Here is a 23,886-nt window from a genome sequence, read left to right on the forward strand (position 1 = left end):
GAGATCTCTCTTCGCGGGCACCGGCCGTTCGTCTGTCCGTCGCCGGCGTGCCGTCCGTCCCGCTCAGCTCTCCAGCCGTTCGACGTCGGAGACGAGCAGGAGGTGGGCCCGCATCGCGTCGGCGGCCCGGCGCGGGTCGCCGGCCCTGATCGCGTCGGCGATGCGTTCGTGACCGGCCAGGGAGGCGGTCGGCCGCTCGGGCTGGGAGAGCGATTCGAGCCGGGTCTCGGCGATCATCGGGGAGATCTCGGCCATCATCCTGGCCAGCAGCCGGGAACGCGCGGCGTGCGTGACGGCCGCATGGAAGCGCTCGTCCCCCTCGACGCCGCGTCCACCACGGCGGACCTCGGCGCGCATGTGCTCCAGCGCGGCGTCGATGTCGGCGAGGTCGGCCTCGGTGCGGCGCTGCGCGGCAAGCTCGGCGAGTTTGACCTCCAGCGCCTGACGGGCCTCGATGATCTCGGCCCGCCGGTTGTCACGGTCGCGCAGGAGCGCGAGCACCTGTTCCTCGGCCACGGTGCGCCGCACGATGGCGCCGTCACCGTGCCGCACGTCGATGACGCCCTGTACCTCCAGCGCGACCAGCGCCTGGCTGAGGGAGGCGCGGCTGACGCCGAGCGTCGCCGACAGTTCGCGTTCGGCCGGCAGCCGGTCGCCCGGCCCGAGCCGCGCCTCGCGGATGTACTCGCACAGACGCTCGACCAGTTGCTCGTAGAGACGGGGGCGGGCCGGGGGGCGTGGCCGGGGCAGGCGCTTGTCGGGCATGGGCTCCTTCAGACGGGTGCTGTGTTGACAAAACGGACTGATGGAGTATTGGCTAGGCCACTGAGCCTTTTGAGGTAGATCACACACATCAGGCTCTTTCGTGTCATCTCGTCCTGATCGGTCCACTATGTCGCCAGAGATCATCACCATCATCGCGTTGGCGGCCATGTTCGTGGTCGCTACCGTATTGCCGGTCAATATGGGAGCGCTAGCGTTCGTCGCGGCCTTCCTCGTCGGCACCCTCGCGCTGGGCATGGACACCGACTCCATCATCGGTGCCTTCCCCGGCGACCTCTTCCTGATCCTGGTGGGCGTCACCTACCTGTTCGCCATCGCCCAGAACAACGGGACCGTCGACCTGCTGGTCCGCAGCGCCGTGCGGCTGGTCGGCGGGCGGATCGCGGCCATCCCGTGGGTCATGTTCGCCATCACCGCGTTGCTCACCGCCGTGGGCGCGCTCAGCCCGGCCGCGGTCGCGATCATCGCCCCCATCGCGCTCGGTTTCGCCGCCCGCTACGGGATCAACCCCCTCCTCATGGGCATGATGGTGGTCCACGGCGCGCAGGGCGGCGGATTCTCCCCCATCAGCATCTACGGCGCCACGGTCAACGGCATCGTCGCGGGCACCGACCTGCCCGCCGGCCCCCTCACCCTGTTCCTGTCGAGCCTGCTGTTCAACATCGGCATCTCCGTCCTGCTCTTCTTCTCCCTCGGCGGCCGCTCCCTGATCGGCCGGCACGCGCGCGACCACGACGAGGTCCACGTGGGCGAGCACTCCGACGACGCCGAACGCCTCGCCGTGCGCGGCCACGGTTCCTCCGCCTACAAGGCCGAGGAGCCCGGTTCCGGCGAGACCCCCCGCGGGCTGCGCTTCGACCAGATCGCCACGCTGATCGGGCTGCTCCTGCTCGGTGTGCTCTCCCTCGGCTTCGACCTGGACATCGGTTTCGTCGCGATCACCGTCGCCGTGGTCCTGGCGGTGCTCTCCCCCAAGGCGCAAAAGGGCGCGATCAACAAGATCAGCTGGTCCACCGTTCTGCTGCTGGGCGGCATGCTCACCTTCGTCGGCGTCATGGAGGAGGCCGGGACCATCGAGTACGTCGGCGACTCCGTCGCCGGTCTGGGCGCCCCCATGCTCGTGGCCCTGCTGCTGTGCTACATCGGCGCGATCGTCTCGGCGTTCGCCTCCTCCACCGCCATCCTCGGCGTGACGATCCCCCTCGCCGTCCCGTTCCTGCTGGCCGGGGACGTCAGCGCCGTCGGCATGATCGCGGCCCTGTCCGTCGCCTCGACGATCGTCGACGTCAGCCCCTTCTCCACCAACGGCGCCCTGGTCCTCGCCAACGCCAAGGGCGTGGACCCCGACCGGTTCTACCGTCAGATCCTCGCCTACAGCGGGGTGGTCGTGCTGATCGGACCGCTCGTCGCCTGGGCCGTGCTGGCCGCGCCCGGCTGGCTGTGACCCGGTACCGAAGGAAAGGACCGCACCCATGAGCCGCAAGTACAGCGTCCGCGAACTCCTGGACCGTACCTTGGACCCGGGGACGTTCGTGTCCTGGGACAGCGCCCCGATCGACGTGGACCCCGACCCCGCCTACGCCGCCGAACTCGCCGCGGCCCGCGAGCGCAGCGGCTGCGACGAGGCCGTGGTCACCGGCGAGGGACGGATGCGCGGTCGCCGGGTCGCCGTCATCGCCTGCGAGTTCTCCTTCCTGGCGGGATCCATCGGGGTGGCCGCGGCCGAACGGCTGGTCAGCGCCATCGAACGGGCCACCGCCGAGCGGCTGCCCCTGCTGGGCGCGCCCGCCTCCGGCGGCACCCGCATGCAGGAGGGGACCCTCGCCTTCCTGGCGATGGTGAAGATCTCCGCGGCGATCGCGGCCCACAAGGCCGCGGGCCTGCCCTACCTCGTCTACCTGCGTCATCCCACGACCGGTGGCGTGCTGGCCTCGTGGGGCTCCCAGGGCCACGTCACGGTCGCCGAGCCGGGCGCGCTCATCGGATTCCTCGGCCCCCGCGTCTACGAGGCGCTGTACGACAAGCCCTTCCCCGAGGGGGTGCAGGTCGCCGAGAACCTCTACCGGCGCGGGCTGGTGGACGCGGTCTTGGAGCCCGAGGAGGTCCCGGCGATCGCCGAACGCACCTTCAACGTGCTGCTCGCCCGCTCCGAGGGCCTGCCCCCGGCTCCCCCCGCCCCCGAGGACGAGCCCATCCCCGACGTGCCGGCCTGGGAGTCGATCACCCGGTCACGCCGGCCCGATCGGCCCGGCGTCCGCAAGCTCCTGCGCTACGGCGCGACCGACGTCGTGCCCCTGAACGGCACCGGCGACGGCGAGCTCGACCCCGGGCTGCTGCTCGCCCTGGCCCGTTTCGGCGGGGCGCCCTGCGTGCTGCTCGGCCAGGACCGCCTCCGCCAAAGCGTCGAGCGTCCGCTGGGGCCGGCCGCGCTGCGCGAGGCGCGGCGGGGCATGCGCATCGCCCGGGAACTGCGGTTGCCACTGGTCACGGTGATCGACACGCCCGGCGCGGCGCTGTCCAAGGAGGCCGAGGAGCGCGGCATGGCCGGGCAGATCGCCCGTTGTCTCGCCGAACTGGTCACCCTGGACGCGCCCACCGTGTCGGTCCTCCTCGGGCAGGGCACCGGCGGCGGCGCGCTCGCCCTGGTCCCCGCCGACCGGGTGGTGTGCGCCCAGCACGCCTGGCTGTCGCCGCTGCCCCCCGAAGGCGCCAGCGCCATCGTGCACCGCACCGTGGAACGCGCTCCCGAACTCGCCGAACGCCAGGGGGTGCGGTCGGTGGAACTCCACGCCAACGGCATCGTGGACCGGATCGTCGCCGAGCACGACGACGCCGCCGACGAGCCCGAGGAGTTCTGCCGCAGGATGGCCGCGGTGCTGCGGCACGAGCTGACCGGGCTGCTGCACCGCGACGCGGCCGACCGCATGGCCGCGCGCCACGCCCGCTACCGGCGGCTCGGCCTGCCCAGCTGATCCCGCCGGGAATGCGCGGGAGCCCTCGGCTCGGGCGGACGCCGGGCCGAGGGCTCCCGGCCGTAGGGTGACCCCATGACGAAACGGGATCCCGACAAGCCGGTCGTACTCTCCAAGATCTACACCCGCACCGGTGATGACGGCGGTACCGCCCTGGGCGACATGAGCCGTACCTGCAAGACCGACCCCCGGTTGGCCGCCTACGCCGACGCCGAGGAGGCCAACGCGGCCATCGGCATGGCCCTCGCGCTCGGTGAGGTGCCCGACGACGTGCGCGCCGTCCTCGGCCGGGTCCAAAACGAGCTGTTCGACGTCGGCGCCGACCTGGCCCGGCCCCTGGCCTCCGATCCGGGCGCCGAATTCCCTCCCCTGCGCATCGACGAGGATTACATCACCCGCCTGGAGGAGGACTGCGACACCTACAACGCCGACCTGCCGACGCTGCGCAGCTTCATCCTGCCCGGTGGTTCGCCCGCAACGGCCCTGATGCACAACGCGCGGGTGGTCACCCGCCGGGCCGAACGCAGCGCCTGGGCGGCGATCCAGGCGCACGGCGACGACGTCAACCCGCTGACGGCGCGCTACCTCAACCGCCTGTCGGACCTGCTGTTCATCCTGTGCCGGGTGGTCAGCGGCGGGGATGACGTGCTCTGGCTGCCGGGCGGCCGGCGCTGAGGTCCGCGCCCGGCCCCGCAGGCGGGGCCGGGCGCGGAGGTCAGGAGCCGTCGGCCTCGCGCAGTTCGGCCTCGACGGCCTCGACCTTGCTGGTCAATCCATCGGTGACGCCTTCGCGGATGTCGGCCTTCAACACCAGGCTGACCCTTCCGGCCCCCTCGCCCGCGGCCTCGACCGCGCGTTTGACGACGTCCATCACCTCGTCCCACTCACCCTCGATGCTGGTGAACATCGCGTCGGTGCGGTTGGGCAGGCCGCTGTCGCGGACGACGCGGACGGCTCGGGCAACAGCGGGGGCCACGGACTCGCCGACCCCCATGGGCGTGACGGAAAATGCGACGATCATGTTCCCAGGCTACGTCCGCGCCCGCGGCCCGGTCGATCTCCGCCGAGAACCCGGTGGACGCCGCGGAACGGGGCCGAAGGCGGCTCAGGACTGCCAGATGGTGCCGGGGGGCATGGACTCCAGCCAGGACAGAAAACCGGTCAACGCGCCCTCGCCCATGGCGAGCTCGTACACGGGCTCCTTCGGATCCGAACCGTCGGGCTCGGCCCAGCCCACCTCGATGACGACGAGATCCCCGGTCAGCTCGGCCAGGTCCTCGGGTGTCGGTGAACGCCGCCCCATGACGACGAGGCCGCGGCGCGGCAGCTCTGCTGCCGGCCGCGGCCACAAGGAGAAGATGCGATACCAACTCAGCTCGTCGCTGCCGTAGCGTCCGCATCCGATGCGCCAGGCTCGGTGGGGTCCCACCGCGCGACGTAGGTAGCACTCGACCGCGCCCCCGCGTTCCAGCAGGAAGCGGCGCGCGACAACCGCGACGAGCGCCAGCAGGGACACAACGAGCAGCGCGAGAAACAGCCGTTCGACGATCAGGAACAGCGCTTCGCTGGACAGCGGCTCCCCCACTCTGCTCCGCCCTACTCAGGGCCGTTCTACGCGGCCTCTCCGGCAGCCCGCAGCCGGCTGCGTGCCCGGTTCATCCGGTTGATCGCTTCCTCGTCCTCGGGCTTGACCCCACCGGCGACGGTCTCGTCCAGTGCGGCGCGAGCCCGCTGGACGTCGACGTCCTCGGCCAGCTCGGCGACCTCGGCCAGGATCGAGACCCGGTTGTCGGTGGAGACGGAGATGAACCCGCCGTGCACCGCGGCCCGGACCTCGCCGCTCTCACGCGCGCCCAGGATCCGCACGAGCGCGCCCGGCGCGAGGAGGGCGAGCACCGGGACGTGCCCCGGCTGGATGCCGATCTCGCCCTCGACCGTCTTGGCGATCACCATGTCGCCCTCGCCCGCCCACAGCTCACGCTCGGGCGAGACGAGCTCGACGAAAAGCTTCTTCGACACTGCCACAAACTCCTCCGGTAGAGGGCCCGATCCGGAGGAACCGGTGCCGGTCTTTCACCGGCACCGGTTCCCACCGGAATCAGCCCTGCAGCGTCTTGGCCTTCTCGACGGCCATCTCGATGTTGCCGACGTCGAGGAACGCCTGCTCGGGAAGGTGGTCGTACTCGCCGTCGCACAGCGCCTTGAAGGAGGCGATGGTCTCCTCCAGCGGCACGAACACACCCGGGTTGCCGGTGAACTTCTCGGCGACGAACATGTTCTGCGACAGGAAGCGCTCCAGGCGCCGCGCCCGGTTGACGATGATCTTGTCCTCTTCGGACAGCTCGTCGATACCGAGAATGGCGATCTGGTCCTGCAGGTCGTTGTTGCGCTGCAGGATCTCCTTCACCCGCTGGGCGACGTCGTAGTGCTCCTGGCCCACGTACTGCGGGTCGAGGATGCGCGAGGTCGAGGCCAGCGGGTCCACCGCCGGGTAGATACCCTTCTGCGAGATCGGGCGGGAGAGCTCGGTCGTCGCGTCGAGGTGGGCGAACGTGGTCGCCGGGGCCGGGTCGGTGTAGTCGTCCGCGGGCACGTAGATCGCCTGCATCGAGGTGATCGAGTGGCCACGGGTCGAGGTGATGCGCTCCTGGAGCAGACCCATCTCGTCGGCCAGGTTCGGCTGGTAGCCCACCGCGGAGGGCATACGGCCCAGCAGCGTGGAGACCTCGGAACCGGCCTGGGTGAACCGGAAGATGTTGTCGATGAACAGCAGCACGTCCTGCTTCTGGACGTCGCGGAAGTACTCCGCCATCGTCAGAGCGGACAGGGCGACCCGCAGACGGGTGCCCGGGGGCTCGTCCATCTGGCCGAAGACGAGAGCGGTGTCCGGGAGGACCTCCATCTCGCCCATCTCCAGGAAGAGGTCGGTGCCCTCACGGGTACGCTCACCGACACCCGCGAAGACCGACACGCCACCGAAGTTGCGGGCGATACGGGTGATCATCTCCTGGATGAGCACCGTCTTGCCCACACCCGCGCCACCGAACAGGCCGATCTTGCCACCGCGCACGTACGGGGTGAGCAGGTCGATGACCTTGATGCCGGTGACCATCATCTCGGTCTTCGACTCAAGCTGGTCGAAGGCCGGGGCCGGACGGTGGATCGGCCAACGCTCGGTGACCTTCAGGTCCGAGGTGGGGACGTCCAGGGACTCGCCCAGCGTGTTGAACACGTGGCCCTTGACGACGTCGCCGACCGGGACGCTGATCGGCTCGCCGGTGTCGACGACCTCGGCGCCGCGGACCAGACCGTCCTGCGCCTGGAGGCTGATGGTACGCGCCAGGTTGTCACCGAGGTGCTGGGCGACCTCCAGCGTCACCGTCCGAGTCTCACCACCGAAGGTGACCTCGGTCTTGAGCGCGTTGTAGATCGCCGGCAGGGAGCCGGCGGGGAACTCCACGTCGACGACCGGGCCGGTGACCCGGGCGATGCGGCCCGTGGCGTTACCGGTCGCGGCCGTCCCTTCAACAGTCGCAGTCACTTCTCTTACTCACTCCCCGCGCTGGCAGCAGCGAGCGCGTCGGCGCCGCCGACGATCTCGCTGATCTCGTTGGTGATTTCCGCCTGGCGGGCCTGGTTGGCCTGGCGGGTCAAGGTCTTCGCAAGCTCTTCGGCGTTGTCCGTGGCCGCCTTCATCGCGGCACGGCGCGACGCCTGCTGGGAGGCCGCGGACTCCAGGAGCGCGAAGTAGATCCGGTTCGTCACGTACTGGGGAAGCAGCCGGTCCAGCGCCTCCTCCGGCGAGGGCTCGAACTCGTACAGCGGCAGGGGACCGCCCTGCTGCCGCTCGAGCTCCTCGGCGTCGACCTCTTCGATCTCCAGGGGCAGCACCCGGTGGGAGGCCGCCCGCTGTGTCAGCATCGAGACGAACTCGGTGGAGACGATGTGGATCTCGTCCACACCGCCCTCGGCGGTGTCCTGGATGAACCTGTCCATCAGGATGCCGCCGATCTCCTGGGCGTCGGCGTAGGCGGGGCGTTCGGTGATGTTCTCCCACGCCTGCGCCAGCGGCCGTTCCCGGAACTTGTAGAACGCGACGCCCTTGCGGCCCACCATGTAGGTGACGACTTCCTTCCCCTGCTCCTTGAGGAGCTGGGCGAGGGAGTCGGCCTCCTTGATGGCGTTGGCGGTGTAGGCGCCCGCGAGCCCCTTGTCCGAGGTCACGACGAGGATCGCGGCCCGGGTCGGGTTCTCGGCCGCCGTGAGCAGCGGGTGATCGCTCACCCGCCCGGCGACCGCCGAGACGGCCCGGGTGATCTCGCGCGCGTAGGGGCCCGCGGCCTCGACCGCCCGCTGCGCCTTGGTGATGCGCGTCGCGGCGATGAGCTCCATCGCGCGGGTGATCTTCGCCATCGACTTCGTCGAGCGGATCCTCCGGCGATAGACGCGAAGCTGTGCTCCCATGGGCTACTTCCCGCCGGTCTTGGCTACCTTGATGGTCTCCTGGCCGACCTTGTCCGCCTCCAGGGCCTCGGCCTCGTCCTCGCTGCCGAGGATGCTGCCGGAGCTGGTCTGGAACGTCCGCTTGAACTCCACGACGGCCTCTTCGAGCGCCTGCGCGGTCTCGTCCTCGAACTTGCCGCTCTCGCGGATGCTGTCGAGGAGCTTGGAGTGCTCACGGCTGAGGAAGTCCAGGAAGCCCTCCTCGAAGCGGCGCACGTCCTCCACCGGAACGTCGTCGAGCTTGCCGGTGGTGCCGGCCCAGATCGAGACGACCTCCTTCTCCATCGGGAAGGGGGAGTACTGGCCCTGCTTGAGCAGCTCGTAGAGCCGCGCACCGCGGTCCAGCTGCGCCTTGGAGACGGCGTCCAGGTCGGAACCGAACGCGGCGAACGCCTCCAGCTCGCGGTACTGGGCCAGGCCCAGACGCAGCGAACCGGTGACCTTCTTCATCGCCTTGGTCTGCGCGGCGCCACCGACACGCGACACCGACACACCGACGTTGATCGCCGGACGCTGACCCTGGTTGAACAGGTCGGCCTCGAGGAAGACCTGGCCGTCGGTGATGGAGATGACGTTGGTCGGGATGTAGGCCGAGACGTCACCCGCCTTGGTCTCGATGATCGGCAGACCCGTCATCGAACCGGCGCCCATCTCGTCGGAGAGCTTGGCGCAGCGCTCCAGGAGGCGGGAGTGCAGGTAGAAGACGTCACCGGGGTAGGCCTCGCGGCCCGGCGGGCGGCGCAGCAGCAGCGACACCGCGCGGTAGGCCTCGGCCTGCTTGGTCAGGTCGTCGAAGACGATCAGGACGTGCTTGCCCTCGTACATCCAGTGCTGGCCGATGGCCGAACCGGCGTAGGGGGCGATGTACTTGTAACCCGCGGGGTCGGACGCCGGGGCGGCGACGATGGTGGTGTACTCCATCGCGCCGGCCTCCTCAAGGGCGCCGCGCACGCTGGCGATCGTGGAGCCCTTCTGGCCGACCGCGACGTAGATGCAGCGCACCTGCTTGGTCGGGTCGCCGGACTCCCAGTTGGCCTTCTGGTTGATGATCGTGTCGATGCAGACCGCGGTCTTGCCGGTCTGCCGGTCACCGATGATCAGCTGGCGCTGGCCACGGCCGATCGGCGTCATCGAGTCGATCGCCTTGATACCGGTCTGCAGCGGCTCGCCGACCGGCTGACGCTGCATGACGTTGGGGGCCTGCAGCTCCAGCTCGCGACGGCCGGACGCGATGATCTCGCCCTGACCGTCGATCGGGCGGCCGAGGGGGTCGACCACACGGCCGAGGTAGGCGTCGCCCACGGGAACGGAGAGCACCTGGCCGGTGCGGCGCACCGTCTGGCCCTCTTCGATGCTGGTGAAGTCACCCAGGACGACGACACCGATCTCGCCGATCTCCAGGTTGAGGGCCAGGCCCAGCGTGCCGTCCTCGAATTCCAGCAGCTCGTTCGCCATCGCCGAGGGAAGGCCACCGACGCGGGCGATCCCGTCACCGGAGTAGGTGACGGTTCCGATCTCCTCGCGTGCGGCGGCGTCAGGCTCGTACGACTGGACGAAACGCTGCAGCGCGTCCCGGATTTCCTCCGGTCGGATCGTCAGCTCCGCCATCTCACGTATGTCCTTGCTCTCGTTGGCGCCGCGTCCCCGGCGCCGTGCGTCTTGCGGTTGCGGATCGTCTCGTTCAGCCGGCCAGGCGCCGTCGCACCTCGGCGAGTCGCCCGGCGACCGTGCCGTCGATGACCTCGTCGCCCACGCGGATGGAGAGCCCACCCACGATCTGCGGGTCGATGTCGATGTTCAGGTGGATCGCCCGCCCGTACAGACGGGTGAGCACGTCCTGAAGCCGGTCCTGCTGAGCCTGGCTCAGCGGGACGGCCGTGCGCACCACGGCCACATAGCGCTTGGCACGCTCGGCCACCAACTGCCCGAAGTGGTCGATCGCCTGCTCCAGGGTACGTCCCCGGGGACGGATCACGGCCTGGGTGACCAGGGTGATCGTCGCCGGGGCCGCCTTGCCCGACAGCAGGTCGGCGACCAGCGTCCGCTTGTGCTCGTCGGCGACACCCTCGCGGGTGAGCGCGGAGCGCAGCTCCGGCTGCGCCTCCACGATCCGGCCGAACCGGAAGAGCTCGTCTTCCAGTTCACCGAGGCGCTGTGTCCCCTCGGCCCCGGCCGCCGTGGCGAACACGGCGGCCCGCTCCGTCGCCTCGACCATGTCGCGGGCCTTCGACCACCTGGCCTGGACGATGTCACTGACCACGATGACCGTGGTCGGCGACACCTTGTTCTCCAGCAGCCGGCCGATCAGCCCGGACTTGCTCTCAGAAGCGTTGGCCGGGTCGGCCAGCCACCGCCGCAGGGAGTGCTCCCGCTCAAGGAGCGACACGACCTCGAAGAGCTCGCGTCCCAGCGCGGCGGGGTCGGACGACGACAGCACGGCCTCGAGGCGCCGCGTCACCTCTTCCAGCGAGACTCGGCTGGCCCCCCGCATCAGCGCACCTCAGCCTGCTGCTGAGCGGTGGCGCCCTGCTCCAGCTCGTCCAGGAACCGGTCGATGACCCGGCTCTGGGCGGCGCTGTCGCTGAGGGTCTCGCCCACGATACGGGTGGCGAGGTCCGTGGACAGCGCGCCGATCTCGGTGCGGAGCTGCTGGAGCGCCTGCTGGCGGTCGGCCTCGATCTGAGCGTGCGCCGCCTCGATGATGCGACGCGCCTCGACCTGGGCCTCCTCCTTCGCCTCCGCGATGATGGCGGCACGCTGCTCACCGGCCTTCTGCAGCTCGGCTGCGTAGGACCGATGTGCCTCTTCCAGCTTTTCCTTGTACTGCTGCCGCAGTTCCTCGGCTTCAGCCTCGGCGTTCTTCGCCCGCTCGATACCGCCTTCGATAGAGTCGGCGCGCTCGTCGAGCATCTTCGTGATCCGCGGAACGGCGTACTTGTACACCAGACCGAAGATCAGAGCGAAGGCGATGAGGCCGAAGACGAGTTCGTCGATGTGGATCCGCAGAACGTTCTCTTCGGCGGCCAGGCCCAACATGGTCAGCGCCCCTTCACGTTCGGTTGCCTACTTCCTTCGCCGGTACGCCTACTGGATGGCGAACGCGAGAACGAAGCCGAGCAGGGCAAGGGCCTCGATCAGGGCGAAACCGATGTAGATGTTGGTCTGGAGGGGGCCACGGGCCTCGGGCTGGCGGGCGATGGCCTGCATGCCCATACCGAACACGATGCCCACACCGATGCCGGCACCGATGACGCTGATGCCGTAACCGATGACGTTCAGGCTGCCTTCCATTGTTTCTCCTTGAGAATCGTGGCCCGGGGGCCATCTGGGTCGTGCGCGACCCGGTCGGGCGCGCTGGGCGGTGGAAGTCGAAGAATCTCCGCAGAGACCTACCGGATCAGTGGGCCTCTTGCGCCTGGCCGATGTACAGCGCCGCGAGGAGCGTGAACACGAAGGCCTGAAGGAACATGATCACCAGCTCGAAGGCGGTGAACACGATGAAGGCCAGCAGCGAGGCACCGGAGAACAGCACCGAGATGGTGCCGAACAGCGGGCCCGCGGCAGGGTTGAACATGTACCAGCCGGCGGCCGCGAAGGTCGCCAGCAGCAGGTGGCCGGCGAACATGGTCGCGAACACACGGATGGCGTGGGTGGCCGGCCGGATCAGGAAGTTGGAGATGATCTCGATCGGCACGAGGATGGGCAGAATCCACCACGGTGCGCCCGAGGGGACCACGGCGCCCTTGAAGTACTTGGCGACCCCGCCCTGCGCCCGGATGCCCACCACGATGAAGGTGATGTAGACGATCGCGGCCAGACCCGCCGGGTAGGACAGGTTGCTCGTGACCGGAAGCTGCAGGAAGGGGATGAGCCCCATGACGTTCATCGCGAACACGAACAGGAAGAGCGACAGCAGCAGGGGCATGTACTTGTCGCCCTTGACCCCCATCATCGGCCGCGAGATCTGGTCGCGGACGAAGAGGAAGGTCAGTTCACCGATGCCCTGGGAGCGGCCGGGAACCACCGACTGCCTGCGGGCCGTCCACCACAGGAACAGCGCCACCAAGGCCGTGGCCACCAGGAGGAGGACCACGTACTTGTTGAAGCCGCCGGTGTAGGGGAGGTTGTAGTCGGCCCACGGGGACGGGAAAAAGATCCCGACGGAGGGGGCCTCGAACCCGGGGCCTCCCGGTGTGAACAGACCACCACCGCCCTCGGCAGCGAGGTTGAGCGTGTCAGCACTCACGGCGAACCCTTCCGTCGTGAATCAAGAGGATCTGGTCAGTTCTGAGCGGACCGGAAGCGACGGTCTGCGGAGATGTCTGCGGCGCGGCCGCGGAGTCGGTCGCCCCCTCGCCCGCACCGGTGAACCCCGGCCAGGCGCCGAGGCGGCTGAAGAGGGCCGGTCCTAGGACCGCGGGTGCAGTCGAAGGAAGACCATGTACAGGCCCAGGCCCATTCCGAGAAGGAGTCCGATGGGCAGGAAGAGCGCCTGGTGGTCCGTTAATCGGTCCAGCAGCCAGCCCGCACCGCCCCACACGATCATGCCCGACATGAGCAGGGAGACCACGTGCATGCCGTCGACCTTGGGCTCGTCGACGTTCTCGGGGGTCTGGTCGTGGCGCTTCCCCGGAGTCTCGCGCGGCCCGCTCATCTCGCTCCGATCGGCACGAGGGGGGCGCGGACCATCGCACATCGCGCGTCACGCGCATCACGTGGTCTCATGCCCGGACTCCGCACCAGGGGAAACCGCGCTCGGGACGGGATCGACGTGCAGGCTCTTGGAGGTGGCGATGACACGCACGTGCCCGGCCAGCCAGGCGATCACGCCGAGCAGCGCGCCGGCCGCGAAGGCCGTGGTGTCCATCCAGGTCACCGAGTCGCTGCCGCGCAGCAGCACCAGCGCGACGGCCAGGACGACCGCCTTGACGAGGAAGCCGCCCAACGTGGCCGGCATGAAAAGGTCAGGGTTGCGCTTGGTGATCTTGGCCACCACGAAACCACTGACCCCGAAGAAGGCGAGGACCAAGAGGAGTGCCACCACGGCGCCGATGGCGCCGGGCACGCCCGAGATCGCCGAGAACACGGCGGTACAGCCGGCTCCGACGATCAGAGTGGGAATCGCGGCGCCGCGGAGAACCTTGGCGTCGTGTTCCTGCATGCGTGAACTCCGGTGGGGTCAAAAATGGGGTTGCCTGCTCGTGAAAGCTATCACAAGGTTTTCCGATGCCAGCACGGGGTATCCCGTAACGTCGTTTCACGGGAGGCCCCGGGGCGCGGCGCCCGACACGATGACCCCTGGCCAGCGCGTCCAAGGACTCCATGCCCTTGACATCTCACCCTCTCTTTTTACCCGTGCGTAGCACCTGTTCTGTACGAGTTTCCGGGCATGCTCATGAATTGTGATGTTCCGTGACCTCTGCATCCCCCTGCAAACGGGATTTTCGGCGCTGGAGCCGGGGCAACGTGATCAGTCCCACGGCGCAGATGGCCACCAGGGTGGTCACCGCAAGGACCATGGACGGCTGGTCGAAGACCGACAGGGACACCGACGCGAAGGCGATGATGGCCGCCCACAGGTACATCAGCAGGACCGCCCGGGCGTGGGAGTGTCCCAGCTCAAGAAGCCGGTGATGCAGGTGCTTCTTGTCCGGGGCGAACGGCGACTTGCCGGCCAGGGTGCGGCGGACCACCGCCAGCACCAGGTCGGCCAGCGGCAGCGCCAGCACCAGCAGCGGGAGCAGGATCGGCAGGAAGACCACCAGGCCGCCGGCGTTGAACTCGCGGGAGGCGTTGACGTCGAACTGGCCGGTCACCGTGATGGTGATGGAGGCCAGGAGCAGGCCGATGAGCATCGACCCGGTGTCGCCCATGAAGACCCGCGCCGGATTGAAGTTGTGCATCAGGAAACCGATGCACACCCCCGCCAGGATGATCGCGATCATCGCGGGATAGGACTGGCGGTCGAACCCCTTGTCGACCGCGACGACGTAGTAGTAGGCGAAGAAGGCGAACGCCGAGATGGCCACGATCCCGGCCGCCAGCCCGTCCAGGCCGTCGGCGAAGTTCACCGCGTTGATGGTGACCACGATCAGCAGCACCGACATGACCGCGCCCAGTTCCGGGCCGAGGATGAGGGTCGTGCCCGGCAACGGCAGCCACAGCAGCTGCACCCCCTGCCAGACCAGGATCCCCGCCGCCGCGATCTGACCGGCCAGCTTGCTGATGGGGTCCATCCCCCAGCGGTCGTCGATCACCCCGATGACGGTGATCAGCCCCCCCGCCATGAGCAGCCCACGCCAGGTGGGCCCGAGGAAGACCTCCTGGAGGTGCGGGAGCTGCGCCGAGATCAGCAGCGCCGCGGCGAACCCGCCGTACATCGCGATACCGCCCAGCCGTGGGATCGGTTCGGTGTGCACGTCGCGGTCGCGCACCGGGGGGACCGCCCCGAAGGTGATCGCGGCACGCCGGACGAAGGGGGTCAGCAGATAGGTGACCGCCACGGCGATGATGAACGTCAGCGCGTACTCACGCACGGCTTTTCCGAGAGCCTTCCATGCGCCCGGCACGCCGAATCGACGGCGTGACACGGGGTGGGTCTGAGGATGCCCCCGACGCTAGCACTACTCGGGGGCGCTTGCCCCGGCTTCTCCCGCATCGGGCGGGCGGCCGGATCTGTTCACTCCGCCTTGGGTTCGTGTCCTCCGGCTCCTCGGTCTTCGGTTCCCCGCGGGTCGGATTCCGTCGCCTTCTCCGCGGAGGCGGCCTCAGCGGCGCCCGGGTCGTGAACCTCGGGGTCGGGCTTGGCCGCGGGCGCGGTGGTGCCGATGACCGTACCGCAGACCGCGCGCAGGCGCTCGATCGGGATCGCGCCGTCGCGCAGGACCCGGGGCACCGCGTAGGTGAGGTCCACGATCGTGGAGGGGACGTCGTCCGCGCAGGGGCCGCCGTCGAGGTAGACCGCGACGCTGTCGCCGAGCTGGGCCCGGGCGTCGGCCGCGGTCGTCGCGGCCGGCCGGCCGGAGATGTTCGCGCTGCTGACCGCCATCGGGCCGACCTCCTTCAGCAGCTCCAGCGCCACCGGGTGCATCGGCATGCGCACCGCGACCGTCCCCTTGGTGTCACCGAGGTCCCACGACAGGCTCGGTGTCGCGGCGCAGACGATCGTCAGCGGTCCCGGCCAGAACTCCTCGATGAGGTCCTGGCCGTGGCTGCCCAGATCGTCGATGAGGGCGTGGGCGGCCCGCACCGATCCGACCAGCACGGGCGGGGGCATGTCCCTGCCCCGTCCCTTCGCCTGGAGCAGGCGCGCGACGGCGGTGGGGCTGAACGCGTCGGCGCCGATGCCGTAGACCGTGTCCGTCGGTAGCACCACCAGCTCGCCCCTGCGCACGCTGGAGGCCGCGTCGGAGATCCCGCTCGCGCGTTCCTCGTCGCCGGAGCAGTCGTAACTGCGGCTCATGACCCGCCTTTCCGATTGTTCGCTCTTGACGTCGCTGCGACGCGCCGGCGGGGGCTCGGTCCCGGGGACCGCGGGTCTCCGCGGGCGCGTCAGTCGTCGGCCCGGCGCATCACGACGAAACGGTCGCGGTGCGCGAGGTCCTTGCAGTTGCGCACGTCGCGCCAGCCGAGTTCCTCGGGGAACAGTCGGGGAATGTCGATCCCCTGGCCGTCGCCGTGCTCGATGGCCATGGCCCCGCCGGGGCGCAGCAACCGTCGGCCGACCCGCTCCAGCTCGCGGATCATGTCCAGGCCGTCGGCCCCCGACCACAGTGCCGGGGCCGGGTCGTAGTTGCGCACCTCGGGCGGGATCTGTCCGGCCTCCCGCGTGGGCACGTAGGGGGGGTTGCTGATGAGCAGGTCGACCCGCCCGTCGAACTCGGGCAGCGCCGTTCGCATGTCCCCCTGGTGCGCGGTGACGCGATCGGCGTGCCCGCTGGAGTCGATGTTGCGCCGGGCCCAGGCGAGCGCCGCGGAGTCGATCTCGACGGCGTGGACGCGGGAGCGGGGCACCTCCTGCGCGATGGAGATCGCGATGGCGCCGGAGCCGGTGCCCAGGTCGACGACCAGCGGGTCGGCGACGTCCATCGCGCGCAGCGTGTCGATGGCCCAGCCGACCATGATCTCGGTCTCGGGGCGCGGGACGAACACGCCGGGACCGACCTGGAGCTCCAGGTAGCGGAAGAACGCCCGTCCGGTGATGTGCTGCAACGGCTCCCGGGCGGCCCGCCGCGCGACACACTCCCAGTACAGGGCGTCGAAGTCGCCGTCGGGGACGTTGTGCAACTCTCCTCGACGAACACCGTGCACGAACGCCGCCAGCTCCTCGGCGTCGGTACGAGGCGAGGCGACACCGGCTTCGGCCAGCCGCAGCGTGGCCCGCGCGACTTCGTCGAGCAGGAAGTTCATTACGACGCCTGTTCCAGCCTCTCCTTGGTGTCCGCGTCCATCAGGGCCTGGAGCACACCGCTCAGGTCGCCGTCGAGCACCTGGTCGAGGTTGTAGGCCTTGTAGCCGACCCGGTGGTCGGAGATGCGGTTCTCGGGGAAGTTGTAGGTGCGCACCCGCTCGGAGCGGTCGACCGTGCGGACCTGGCTCTTGCGCTCGGCCTGCGCCTCGGCGTCGGCGCTGGCCTGGGCTTCGGCGAGGAGCCGCGCCCGGAGCACGCGCATGGCCTGCTCCTTGTTCTGCAACTGGCTCTTCTCGTTCTGGCACGACACCACGATGCCGGTGGGCAGGTGGGTGATGCGCACCGCGGAGTCGGTGGTGTTGACGCTCTGCCCGCCGGGGCCGGAGGAACGGTAGACGTCGATGCGCAGGTCGTTGTCGTGGATCTCGACCTCGACCTCCTCGGCCTCGGGGACCACGAGCACGCCCGCCGCCGAGGTGTGGATGCGGCCCTGCGACTCGGTGACCGGGACCCGCTGCACGCGGTGGACCCCGCCCTCGAACTTCAGCTGGTTCCACACACCGCGGCCGGGCTCGGCACCGGCCTTGGCCTTGACCGCGATCGTGATGTCCTTGTAGCCACCCAGATCGGAGTGGGTGGCGTCGATGATCTCGGTCTTCCAGCCCTGCCGCTCGGAGTAGCGCAGGTACATCCGGACGAGGTCGCCGGCGAACAAGGCGGACTCCTCACCGCCCTCGCCGGCCTTGACCTCAAGGATGACGTCCTTGTCGTCGTTGGGGTCGCGCGGGATGAGCAGCCGGCGCAGACGCTCGGTCAGCTCCTCCTTCTGGACGGCGAGCTGCTTGGCCTCCTCCGCGAAGGAGGGGTCCTCGGTCGCGAGCTCCTCGGCGGCCTCGATGTCGCTCTCGACCTGGAGGAGTTCACGGTAGGCCGTGATGATGGGGGTGAGCTCGGAGTAGCGTTTGCCCAGCCTGCGCGCCTGGGACTGATCAGCGTGCACGGCGGGATCCGCGAGCTGCTGTTCCAGCTCGTAGTACTCACCGAGAAGGTCGTCCAGCTTCACTTCTTCGTCCCCATCGAAAGCGTGTGGTGTGGCCTGCGCCTGCCTGGGACGGCACGCTGCCGTCCGTCGAACCCATCGCCGCGGCGCCGGGCCACGCGCGACCGCGCGTGGCCCGGCGCCGCGAGGCTCGGCGCTACTTGCGCTTGCCGAAACGCTTCTCGAAGCGGGCGACCCGGCCACCGGTGTCCATGATCTTCTGCTTGCCCGTGTAGAACGGGTGGCAGGCGGAGCAGATGTCGGCACGGATGGTGCCGCTGGTGGCGGTGCTGCGGGTGGTGAACGTGTTACCGCAGGTGCAGGTCACCTGGGTGACGACGTACTCGGGGTGGATGTCGGCTTTCACGTGGATCTCCTCGCTAGGTGCGGTCGCCGGACGCATGTGCGCCGTGTGGCCGGGGGGCCGCTGCGGGCATGCGTGAACCGGTACCGCGGCGGTCGATATACCAGTTTGCCAGACCTTCAAACCTCAACTGTCCAGCTCGTATTCCCGGCGAGGCGGAGGAAGGTCGTAACCGCCCTCCGGCGAGGGCTCCGAGGGGCGCGGAACCGGGGTGGGCTCCGGGGACCGCCCACCGTCCGGGGGCGCGGTCGCGGACCGCTCCGACGGGCACAGCGCGGCCTCGATCAGCTTCCAGGCGGGCGGATCGGGATCCTCGGCGAACCGGGCCTGGAACAGGGTGACGTGGCGGTCCGCGGTGTGGACGGTCCACGTGCGGTACCCCGAGATGTTGCCCGAGTGCATCCACACCCGCACCCCACAGGAGAGGGTCTGCCTGCGCGGGCCCAGCCCGTAGCCGACCCCCTGCTCGTCGGTCGCGCGGACCTTGAGCATCTCCGTCAGCATCCCCTCGTCGAGGACCTCCCCCTCGAACAGCGCCGTGTAGAAGCGGTTGACGTCGGTGACCGTGGAGACGATCTGCGCGGTTCCGTACCAGCGGCTGGGGTCGAACTCGGTGATGCCGACCGGCTCGGGGGGCGCTCCCGGCGCGGGGCGGATCGCGAGATAGGCCCGCAGGACGGGCTCGGGCATCTCCGGCCCCTCGGGGATCGAGGTCCCGGTGAGCCCCAGCGGTTCGATGATCCGCTCCCTCACCTCCTGCGCGTAGGGACGGCCGGTGACGCTCTCGATCACCAGCGCGGCCAGCACGTAGTTGATGTTGGAGTAGGCCACGTCGGTGCCCGGTTCGAACACCGGGCCCTGCTCCTCGGCGATCTCGACGAGCTCGGCGGGTTCCCAGCGGCGCAGCGGATCCTCGACGACGGGGGGCATGGCCCGGTTGTAGCTGAACAGGCCGCTGGTGTGGCTGAGCAGCATCTCCAGGGTGATCTGCGCGCCGCCGTCGACCAGGCCGGGCAGGTGCTGTTCGACGGTGTCGTCGAGTTCCGCCCGCCCCTCCCCGACGAGCTGGAGCAGGGTGGCGGCGACGAAGGGCTTGGACAGGCTGGCGATGCGAAAGTGCGCGTCGGGATCGACGGGCGCACCCGTCGACCTGTCGGCGACCCCCGCCACCCCGGTCCAGGAGTCGGATCCGCCCTTCCCCGTCTCGACGAGCTGGGCCACGGCACCGCTGGAGCCCTCTGTGACGACCTCGTCGAGCACGTGTTGCAGGTGGGCGCGCTCGTGCGAGGACAACCGGGGAGGCGCGGGGACCATCTGGGCCACGACACGGGTGGGGGCGCCGGCCGCGAACGGTGAACCGGGCCACACGACCGGCTGGAGCACCTGGACGAGAAGCAGTGCTCCCACACCCGCCGCGCCCACCGTGGCCGGCGCGAGCCATCGTTTGCTGGTCATCGACTGGAATCCCACCACGGACGACCGTTTTTGGCGAACGGAACACGGGAATGACTACTCGGATCAGCCCCCAGCGGCCTCTCCCGGCCACCTCCCCTCCCGCGGCCGGACGCCGGCGGCCCCGCGTGCCCCGCGCGTGGCCGATGAAGCGGCGGTCGGAGCCGTCCCTGTCCGGGCGCCGGCTCAGCGGGCCGCGGTGGCGCGCATCCGGACCACCACCGCCGCGAGCACCACGAGCAGCGCCGCCAGCACCCCCAGGCCCGGGTTGAGGCCGATCCCGTAGGTCATCAGGTAGGCCAGCGCACCGGCCATCACCAGGTAGTAGGCCAGGGGCAGGAGGGTCTGGCGGATCATGTCCCCCTCGCGCCCGGCCAGTCCCACCACCGCCGAGGCCGCGACGACGTTGTGCACGGTCACCATGTTGCCCGCCGCGCCACCGACCGCCTGCGCCGCCACCACCGTCTCCGGTGCCACGCCGATCCGCTCCCCGGTGGAGAACTGGAACAGCGAGAACATCAGGTTGGAGACGGTGTTGCTGCCCGCCACGAAGGCCCCCAGCGCGCCGATCCACGGCGCGAGCAACGGCCAGGAGGCGCCGGCCAGCCCGGCCGCGCCCTCCGCGAGCGTGAGCGGCATGCTCGCCGTCATCTCCGCGCCGAACTCCGGCCCGCTGTTGATGAACACCCGGACCAGCGGCACGGCGCACAGCAGCGCCACCGCCGCGCCGGCGAGCTGGCCGCCGGCCATCCGCCACGCGGCGGCGACGCGCGCCCGGCTCATCCGGTGGAGCAGGCAGGTGACGAGGCAGACGAGGATGAAGACGCCGCCCGGGGAGTACAGCGGCTGGACCGCCTCACCGATGGAGGTGCCGAACAGGTCGCCCACCCCCACCTGCACCGCGGACAGCGTCTCCTTCAGCCACGGCACGGTCCGGGTGGCCACCAGGATCGCGGCGACCATCAGGTAGGGGGCCCAGGCCCGCGCCACGCCCATGCGGCCGGTCTCCCCCACCTCGACGTCGCCGTCGCCGGGCCGCAGCCGGCCGCTCCACCGGGCGGGCCACTCCTCTCGGGGCGGGAAGTCCCACGTGGTCTTGGGCATCAGGAAACCGCGCCTGGCCGCGGCCACCACGATGAACAGGCCGGTCAGTCCGCCGAGCAGGGAGGTGAACTCCACCCCGAGGAAACGGTTGAACAGCACCGAGGGGACCGTCAGGGCCAGCCCGGCGAACAGCGCGAAGGGCAGCACCTCAAGGCCGTCGGCGAACCTGCGGCGCCCACCGTAGAAGCCGCACAGCATGCAGCAGAGGAAGACGGGGATCACCGTCCCGGTGAGCGCGTGCAGCACGACCGTCTCCCAGCCGATCCGGGCCACCAGCTCCGGAACGGCCACCCCCAGTTCCCCGGCCCGCGCGGCCACCTCGGCCGAGCCGGACAGCCCGCCGTTCACACCGACGAGGATGGGGGTCGCGACGGCGCCGAAGCTGACCGGGGTGCTCTGGATGATCAGGCCGACGAACACCGCCGCCATCGCGGGAAAACCCAGCGCGAGCAGCAGGGGCGCGACGACCGCGGCCGGGGTGCCGAACCCCGAGGCCCCCTCGATGAAACCACCGAACAGCCAGCCGATGATCACCGCCTGGACCCGGCGGTCCGGGCTGATGCCGGTGAAGGTCGCCCGGATGGTGTGGATGGCGCCGCTCTTGGTGAGGGTCGCCAACAGCAGCAGCGCTCCGAAGATGATGTAGAGCAGCCCCACCGCGAGGATCAGCCCCTGGATGGTGGAGGCCACGACGACCTGCCAGCGCACCCCCCAGAGCAGCGTCGCCACGGCCACCACCACCAGGTAGCCGATGGGCATCGCGTAGGCGGCCGGCCAGCGCAGGCCGACCAGGAGCACACCGACGACGAGGATGGGGGCGAGGGCGAACAGTCCGAGCAGGGCGAGGTTGTCCATCCGCTGTGCTCCCTGGGGGTGGGGCCATGACCGGGTTCACGGATGGTGGGACGATAGACCGCCCTCCTCACGCCAGTAAAGCGACAAATGTGTCACCGGTCACTGCGTGGGACGGACGGGACCACTCCTTCCCCAGCAGCGCGCCCTCGCGAACTGGGACGAAACAAAAGCGGCCCTCCCCATCGGGGAAGGGCCGCCTTCGGACACGGACCGATCAGTGGTCGTTCGGACCGACCGTGGTCTTTTGGATCTGGAGCAGGAACTCCGCGTTGCTCTTGGTCTCGCGCATCTTCTCCAACAGCAGCTCCAGGGCCTGCTGGGTGTCGAGCGCGTGCAGCACGCGGCGGAGCTTCCAGATGATGTTCAGCTCCCCGCTCGACAGCAGGATCTCCTCCTTGCGGGTGCTGGACGCCTCGACGTCCACCGACGGGAAGATCCGCTTGTCGGCCAGGCCCCGGTTGAGCTTCAGCTCCATGTTGCCGGTGCCCTTGAACTCCTCGAAGATGACCTCGTCCATGCGCGAGCCGGTCTCGACCAGCGCCGTGGCGAGGATCGTCAGGGAGCCGCCGTTCTCGATGTTGCGGGCGGCGCCGAAGAAGCGCTTCGGCGGGTACAGCGCCGTGGAGTCGACACCACCGGACAGGATGCGCCCGCTCGCCGGTGCGGAGAGGTTGTAGGCGCGACCCAGCCGGGTGATGGAGTCGAGCAGCACCACGACGTCCAGGCCCATCTCGACCAGCCGCTTGGCCCGCTCGATGGCGAGCTCGGCGACGGTGGTGTGGTCCTCGGCCGGCCGGTCGAAAGTGGAGGGGATGACCTCGCCCTTGACCGTGCGCTGCATGTCGGTGACCTCTTCGGGCCGCTCGTCGACGAGGACGACCATGAGGTGGCACTCGGGGTTGTTCTCGGTGATCGCGTTGGCGATCGCCTGGAGCACCATCGTCTTACCCGCCTTGGGCGGGGAGACGATGAGGCCGCGCTGTCCCTTACCGATAGGCGCGATCAAATCGATGATGCGCGTCGTCAGGATGTTCGGCTCGGTCTCCAGGCGCAGCCGCTCCTGCGGGTACAGGGGGACGAGCTTGGAGAACTCGGGACGGTTGCGCGCCTGCTCGGGCGCCATGCCGTTGATCGTGTCGAGGCGGACCAGCGCGTTGAACTTCTCGCGGCGCTCCCCCTCGCGCGGCTGACGGACGGCGCCGGTGATCGCGTCGCCCTTGCGCAGACCGTGCTTGCGGACCTGGGCCAGGGAGACGTAGACGTCGTTGGCGCCGGGCAGGTAGCCGGTGGTGCGCACGAAGGCGTAGTTGTCGAGGATGTCCAGGATGCCGGCGACGGGCAGCAGCACGTCGTCGTCGCTGATGACGGGCTCCGGCTCCTGGCGGTCGCGGCCCCGGCGGTCGCGCCGGTCGCGCCGCCGGCCCCGACGACGGCCACCGCCGAAGTCGTCGTCGTCGGAGGGTCCGCTGCCACCGCGGCCCCCGTCCTGCTGGGCGCCGCCCCGTGGCTGTTCGGCGGCGTTGTCGTCACGGTTGGCGCGGCGGTCGTCGCGGTTGCGCCGGTTGCGCTGACGCTCGCGGCCCCCACCCTGTCCGTTCTGGCCGGACTGGTTGGACTCGGAACCGCTGGTCTGCGTGGTGCTGGATGTCTTGGTCACGCTGCTCGCGGAGGTAGAGGATTCGGTGCCGTCGGGCGGCGCCTGCTGGACGCTGTTGTCGTCCCCGCGCTTACGGGACGACCGACGGCTACGGGCGGGCCGCTCGGAACGGTCGGTCTGCTCGGCAGGGCTGTCGCCCGACGTCTCGGTCACCGCCGGAGCCTCGCTCTTGACGGCGTCCTGGGCGGGCTCGCCCTCCTTCTCGGAGGTCTTCCTGCTGGAACGCCGGCTCTGAGCCGGACCGTCGGTGGAACCGACATTACCGCTTGTAGCCGCGGTATCGGCCTTCTTCGCGGATCTGACGGTCGGCGCGGCGACCGGACCGCCCTGCTTGGCCTCGATGGCCGAGATGATGTCGTTCTTGCGCATGCGCCCCGTACCCGTGATACCGAGACTCGACGCCAGACGCTGGAGCTCGGGAAGCTTCAGCGCGGACAGCCCGGTGCCACCGGAACGGCTCCGGGAGCGCGAGGACGTGCTCTTACCGGCCGGGGGTGCGGCGTCGCCGGCATCCGCACTGGGCGCGGTCGGATTGTGCGTACTGACCGCCGCGTCCGTGTGGAGTTCGGTGGTGTCGCTCACTAAGGGTCCTTCCCAAGGAGCGGGCTGAGGCCGTCTGCGTGCTCTAACGGCCAGCCCGGTGGTGCGAACCGGCAGGGGCCGGGTCGGGCGTGCCCCACCTGGATGTGCAAAACCGCTGAAGCGGTCCTTACCCAATCGCGGCGGGCTCTGGGTACAGCCAGACAG

24 protein-coding genes are annotated in these 23,886 nt (G+C 69.8%); 3 read left to right on the plus strand and 21 right to left on the minus strand.

Annotated features, from left to right (window positions below):
- Positions 1 to 63: 63 nt before the first annotated feature.
- Positions 64 to 765, minus strand: a complete 702-nt coding sequence (locus B5D66_RS10170) for a FadR/GntR family transcriptional regulator (protein WP_078761438.1) — start codon at positions 763 to 765, stop codon at positions 64 to 66.
- Between the two features lie 166 nt (positions 766 to 931).
- On the opposite strand from B5D66_RS10170, the gene B5D66_RS10175 reads away from it, so the two are divergent.
- From B5D66_RS10175 to B5D66_RS10185, 3 genes are all read left to right on the plus strand, one after another.
- A complete protein-coding gene (locus tag B5D66_RS10175; RefSeq protein ID WP_235000939.1) occupies positions 932 to 2,227 on the plus strand; it encodes an SLC13 family permease in 1,296 nt (431 codons plus the stop codon).
- Between the two features lie 28 nt (positions 2,228 to 2,255).
- A complete protein-coding gene (locus tag B5D66_RS10180; protein ID WP_078761440.1) occupies positions 2,256 to 3,755 on the plus strand; it encodes a carboxyl transferase domain-containing protein in 1,500 nt (499 codons plus the stop codon).
- 75 nt (positions 3,756 to 3,830) lie between these two features.
- Entirely contained in the window at positions 3,831 to 4,430 is a 600-nt protein-coding gene (locus B5D66_RS10185) for a cob(I)yrinic acid a,c-diamide adenosyltransferase (RefSeq protein ID WP_078761441.1), read from the plus strand.
- A gap of 40 nt (positions 4,431 to 4,470) precedes the next feature.
- Here the strand turns inward: B5D66_RS10185 and B5D66_RS10190 are convergent, their stop codons facing one another.
- The 20 genes from B5D66_RS10190 to rho all read right to left on the minus strand — a co-directional run bounded on the left by B5D66_RS10190 (position 4,471) and on the right by rho (position 23,721).
- Positions 4,471 to 4,776, minus strand: coding sequence for an MTH1187 family thiamine-binding protein (locus tag B5D66_RS10190; RefSeq protein WP_078761442.1), 306 nt, complete (start codon positions 4,774 to 4,776; stop codon positions 4,471 to 4,473).
- Positions 4,777 to 4,860: 84 nt separating this feature from the next.
- On the minus strand, positions 4,861 to 5,340 hold the full coding sequence (locus B5D66_RS10195; RefSeq protein WP_078761443.1) for a DUF2550 domain-containing protein: 480 nt from the start codon (positions 5,338 to 5,340) through the stop codon (positions 4,861 to 4,863).
- 26 nt (positions 5,341 to 5,366) lie between these two features.
- Entirely contained in the window at positions 5,367 to 5,774 is a 408-nt protein-coding gene (locus B5D66_RS10200) for a F0F1 ATP synthase subunit epsilon (protein ID WP_078761444.1), read from the minus strand.
- 79 nt (positions 5,775 to 5,853) lie between these two features.
- Positions 5,854 to 7,296, minus strand: a complete 1,443-nt coding sequence (gene atpD / locus B5D66_RS10205) for a F0F1 ATP synthase subunit beta (protein ID WP_078761445.1) — start codon at positions 7,294 to 7,296, stop codon at positions 5,854 to 5,856.
- A gap of 5 nt (positions 7,297 to 7,301) precedes the next feature.
- Entirely contained in the window at positions 7,302 to 8,219 is a 918-nt protein-coding gene (locus B5D66_RS10210) for a F0F1 ATP synthase subunit gamma (RefSeq protein WP_078761446.1), read from the minus strand.
- A 3-nt stretch (positions 8,220 to 8,222) separates the two neighbouring features.
- Complete coding sequence (atpA, locus tag B5D66_RS10215) at positions 8,223 to 9,866, minus strand: F0F1 ATP synthase subunit alpha (RefSeq protein WP_078761447.1); 1,644 nt, start codon at positions 9,864 to 9,866, stop codon at positions 8,223 to 8,225.
- Between the two features lie 73 nt (positions 9,867 to 9,939).
- On the minus strand, positions 9,940 to 10,749 hold the full coding sequence (locus B5D66_RS10220) for a F0F1 ATP synthase subunit delta (RefSeq protein ID WP_078761448.1): 810 nt from the start codon (positions 10,747 to 10,749) through the stop codon (positions 9,940 to 9,942).
- A complete protein-coding gene (locus B5D66_RS10225) occupies positions 10,749 to 11,294 on the minus strand; it encodes a F0F1 ATP synthase subunit B (RefSeq protein ID WP_078761449.1) in 546 nt (181 codons plus the stop codon). Before B5D66_RS10225 ends, B5D66_RS10220 begins: the two co-directional genes overlap by 1 nt.
- 48 nt (positions 11,295 to 11,342) lie before the next feature.
- On the minus strand, positions 11,343 to 11,549 hold the full coding sequence (gene atpE / locus B5D66_RS10230) for an ATP synthase F0 subunit C (protein WP_078761450.1): 207 nt from the start codon (positions 11,547 to 11,549) through the stop codon (positions 11,343 to 11,345).
- A 106-nt stretch (positions 11,550 to 11,655) separates the two neighbouring features.
- Entirely contained in the window at positions 11,656 to 12,504 is an 849-nt protein-coding gene (gene atpB / locus B5D66_RS10235) for a F0F1 ATP synthase subunit A (RefSeq protein WP_078761451.1), read from the minus strand.
- 162 nt (positions 12,505 to 12,666) lie between these two features.
- Positions 12,667 to 12,912: an AtpZ/AtpI family protein gene (locus B5D66_RS10240; protein WP_078761452.1), complete on the minus strand. Its 246-nt coding sequence runs from the start codon at positions 12,910 to 12,912 to the stop codon at positions 12,667 to 12,669.
- A 57-nt stretch (positions 12,913 to 12,969) separates the two neighbouring features.
- The gene (locus B5D66_RS10245; protein ID WP_078761454.1) at positions 12,970 to 13,419 is read right to left on the minus strand and encodes a Cg1360 family ATP-synthase-associated protein; all 450 of its coding nucleotides are present in this window, start codon (positions 13,417 to 13,419) and stop codon (positions 12,970 to 12,972) included.
- Between the two features lie 232 nt (positions 13,420 to 13,651).
- Positions 13,652 to 14,794 (minus strand): glycosyltransferase family 4 protein, encoded by a 1,143-nt coding sequence (locus tag B5D66_RS10250; RefSeq protein WP_078761455.1) that lies wholly within the window; start codon positions 14,792 to 14,794, stop codon positions 13,652 to 13,654.
- A 143-nt stretch (positions 14,795 to 14,937) separates the two neighbouring features.
- The gene (locus tag B5D66_RS10255) at positions 14,938 to 15,720 is read right to left on the minus strand and encodes an L-threonylcarbamoyladenylate synthase (protein WP_078761457.1); all 783 of its coding nucleotides are present in this window, start codon (positions 15,718 to 15,720) and stop codon (positions 14,938 to 14,940) included.
- Positions 15,721 to 15,809: 89 nt separating this feature from the next.
- Complete coding sequence (gene prmC, locus B5D66_RS10260; RefSeq protein WP_078761458.1) at positions 15,810 to 16,667, minus strand: peptide chain release factor N(5)-glutamine methyltransferase; 858 nt, start codon at positions 16,665 to 16,667, stop codon at positions 15,810 to 15,812.
- On the minus strand, positions 16,667 to 17,731 hold the full coding sequence (prfA, locus tag B5D66_RS10265; protein ID WP_078761459.1) for a peptide chain release factor 1: 1,065 nt from the start codon (positions 17,729 to 17,731) through the stop codon (positions 16,667 to 16,669). Before prfA ends, prmC begins: the two co-directional genes overlap by 1 nt.
- A 133-nt stretch (positions 17,732 to 17,864) precedes the next feature.
- A complete protein-coding gene (gene rpmE / locus B5D66_RS10270; RefSeq protein WP_078761460.1) occupies positions 17,865 to 18,074 on the minus strand; it encodes a 50S ribosomal protein L31 in 210 nt (69 codons plus the stop codon).
- A 123-nt stretch (positions 18,075 to 18,197) separates the two neighbouring features.
- Positions 18,198 to 19,526: a serine hydrolase domain-containing protein gene (locus B5D66_RS10275; protein ID WP_078761462.1), complete on the minus strand. Its 1,329-nt coding sequence runs from the start codon at positions 19,524 to 19,526 to the stop codon at positions 18,198 to 18,200.
- A 183-nt stretch (positions 19,527 to 19,709) separates the two neighbouring features.
- Positions 19,710 to 21,482 (minus strand): L-lactate permease, encoded by a 1,773-nt coding sequence (locus tag B5D66_RS10280; protein ID WP_078761464.1) that lies wholly within the window; start codon positions 21,480 to 21,482, stop codon positions 19,710 to 19,712.
- Between the two features lie 214 nt (positions 21,483 to 21,696).
- Positions 21,697 to 23,721, minus strand: a complete 2,025-nt coding sequence (rho, locus tag B5D66_RS10285; RefSeq protein WP_078761465.1) for a transcription termination factor Rho — start codon at positions 23,719 to 23,721, stop codon at positions 21,697 to 21,699.
- Positions 23,722 to 23,886 lie beyond the last annotated feature (165 nt).

This window comes from Marinactinospora thermotolerans DSM 45154 (genome assembly GCF_900167435.1).
In the GTDB taxonomy this organism is placed as follows: domain Bacteria; phylum Actinomycetota; class Actinomycetes; order Streptosporangiales; family Streptosporangiaceae; genus Marinactinospora; species Marinactinospora thermotolerans.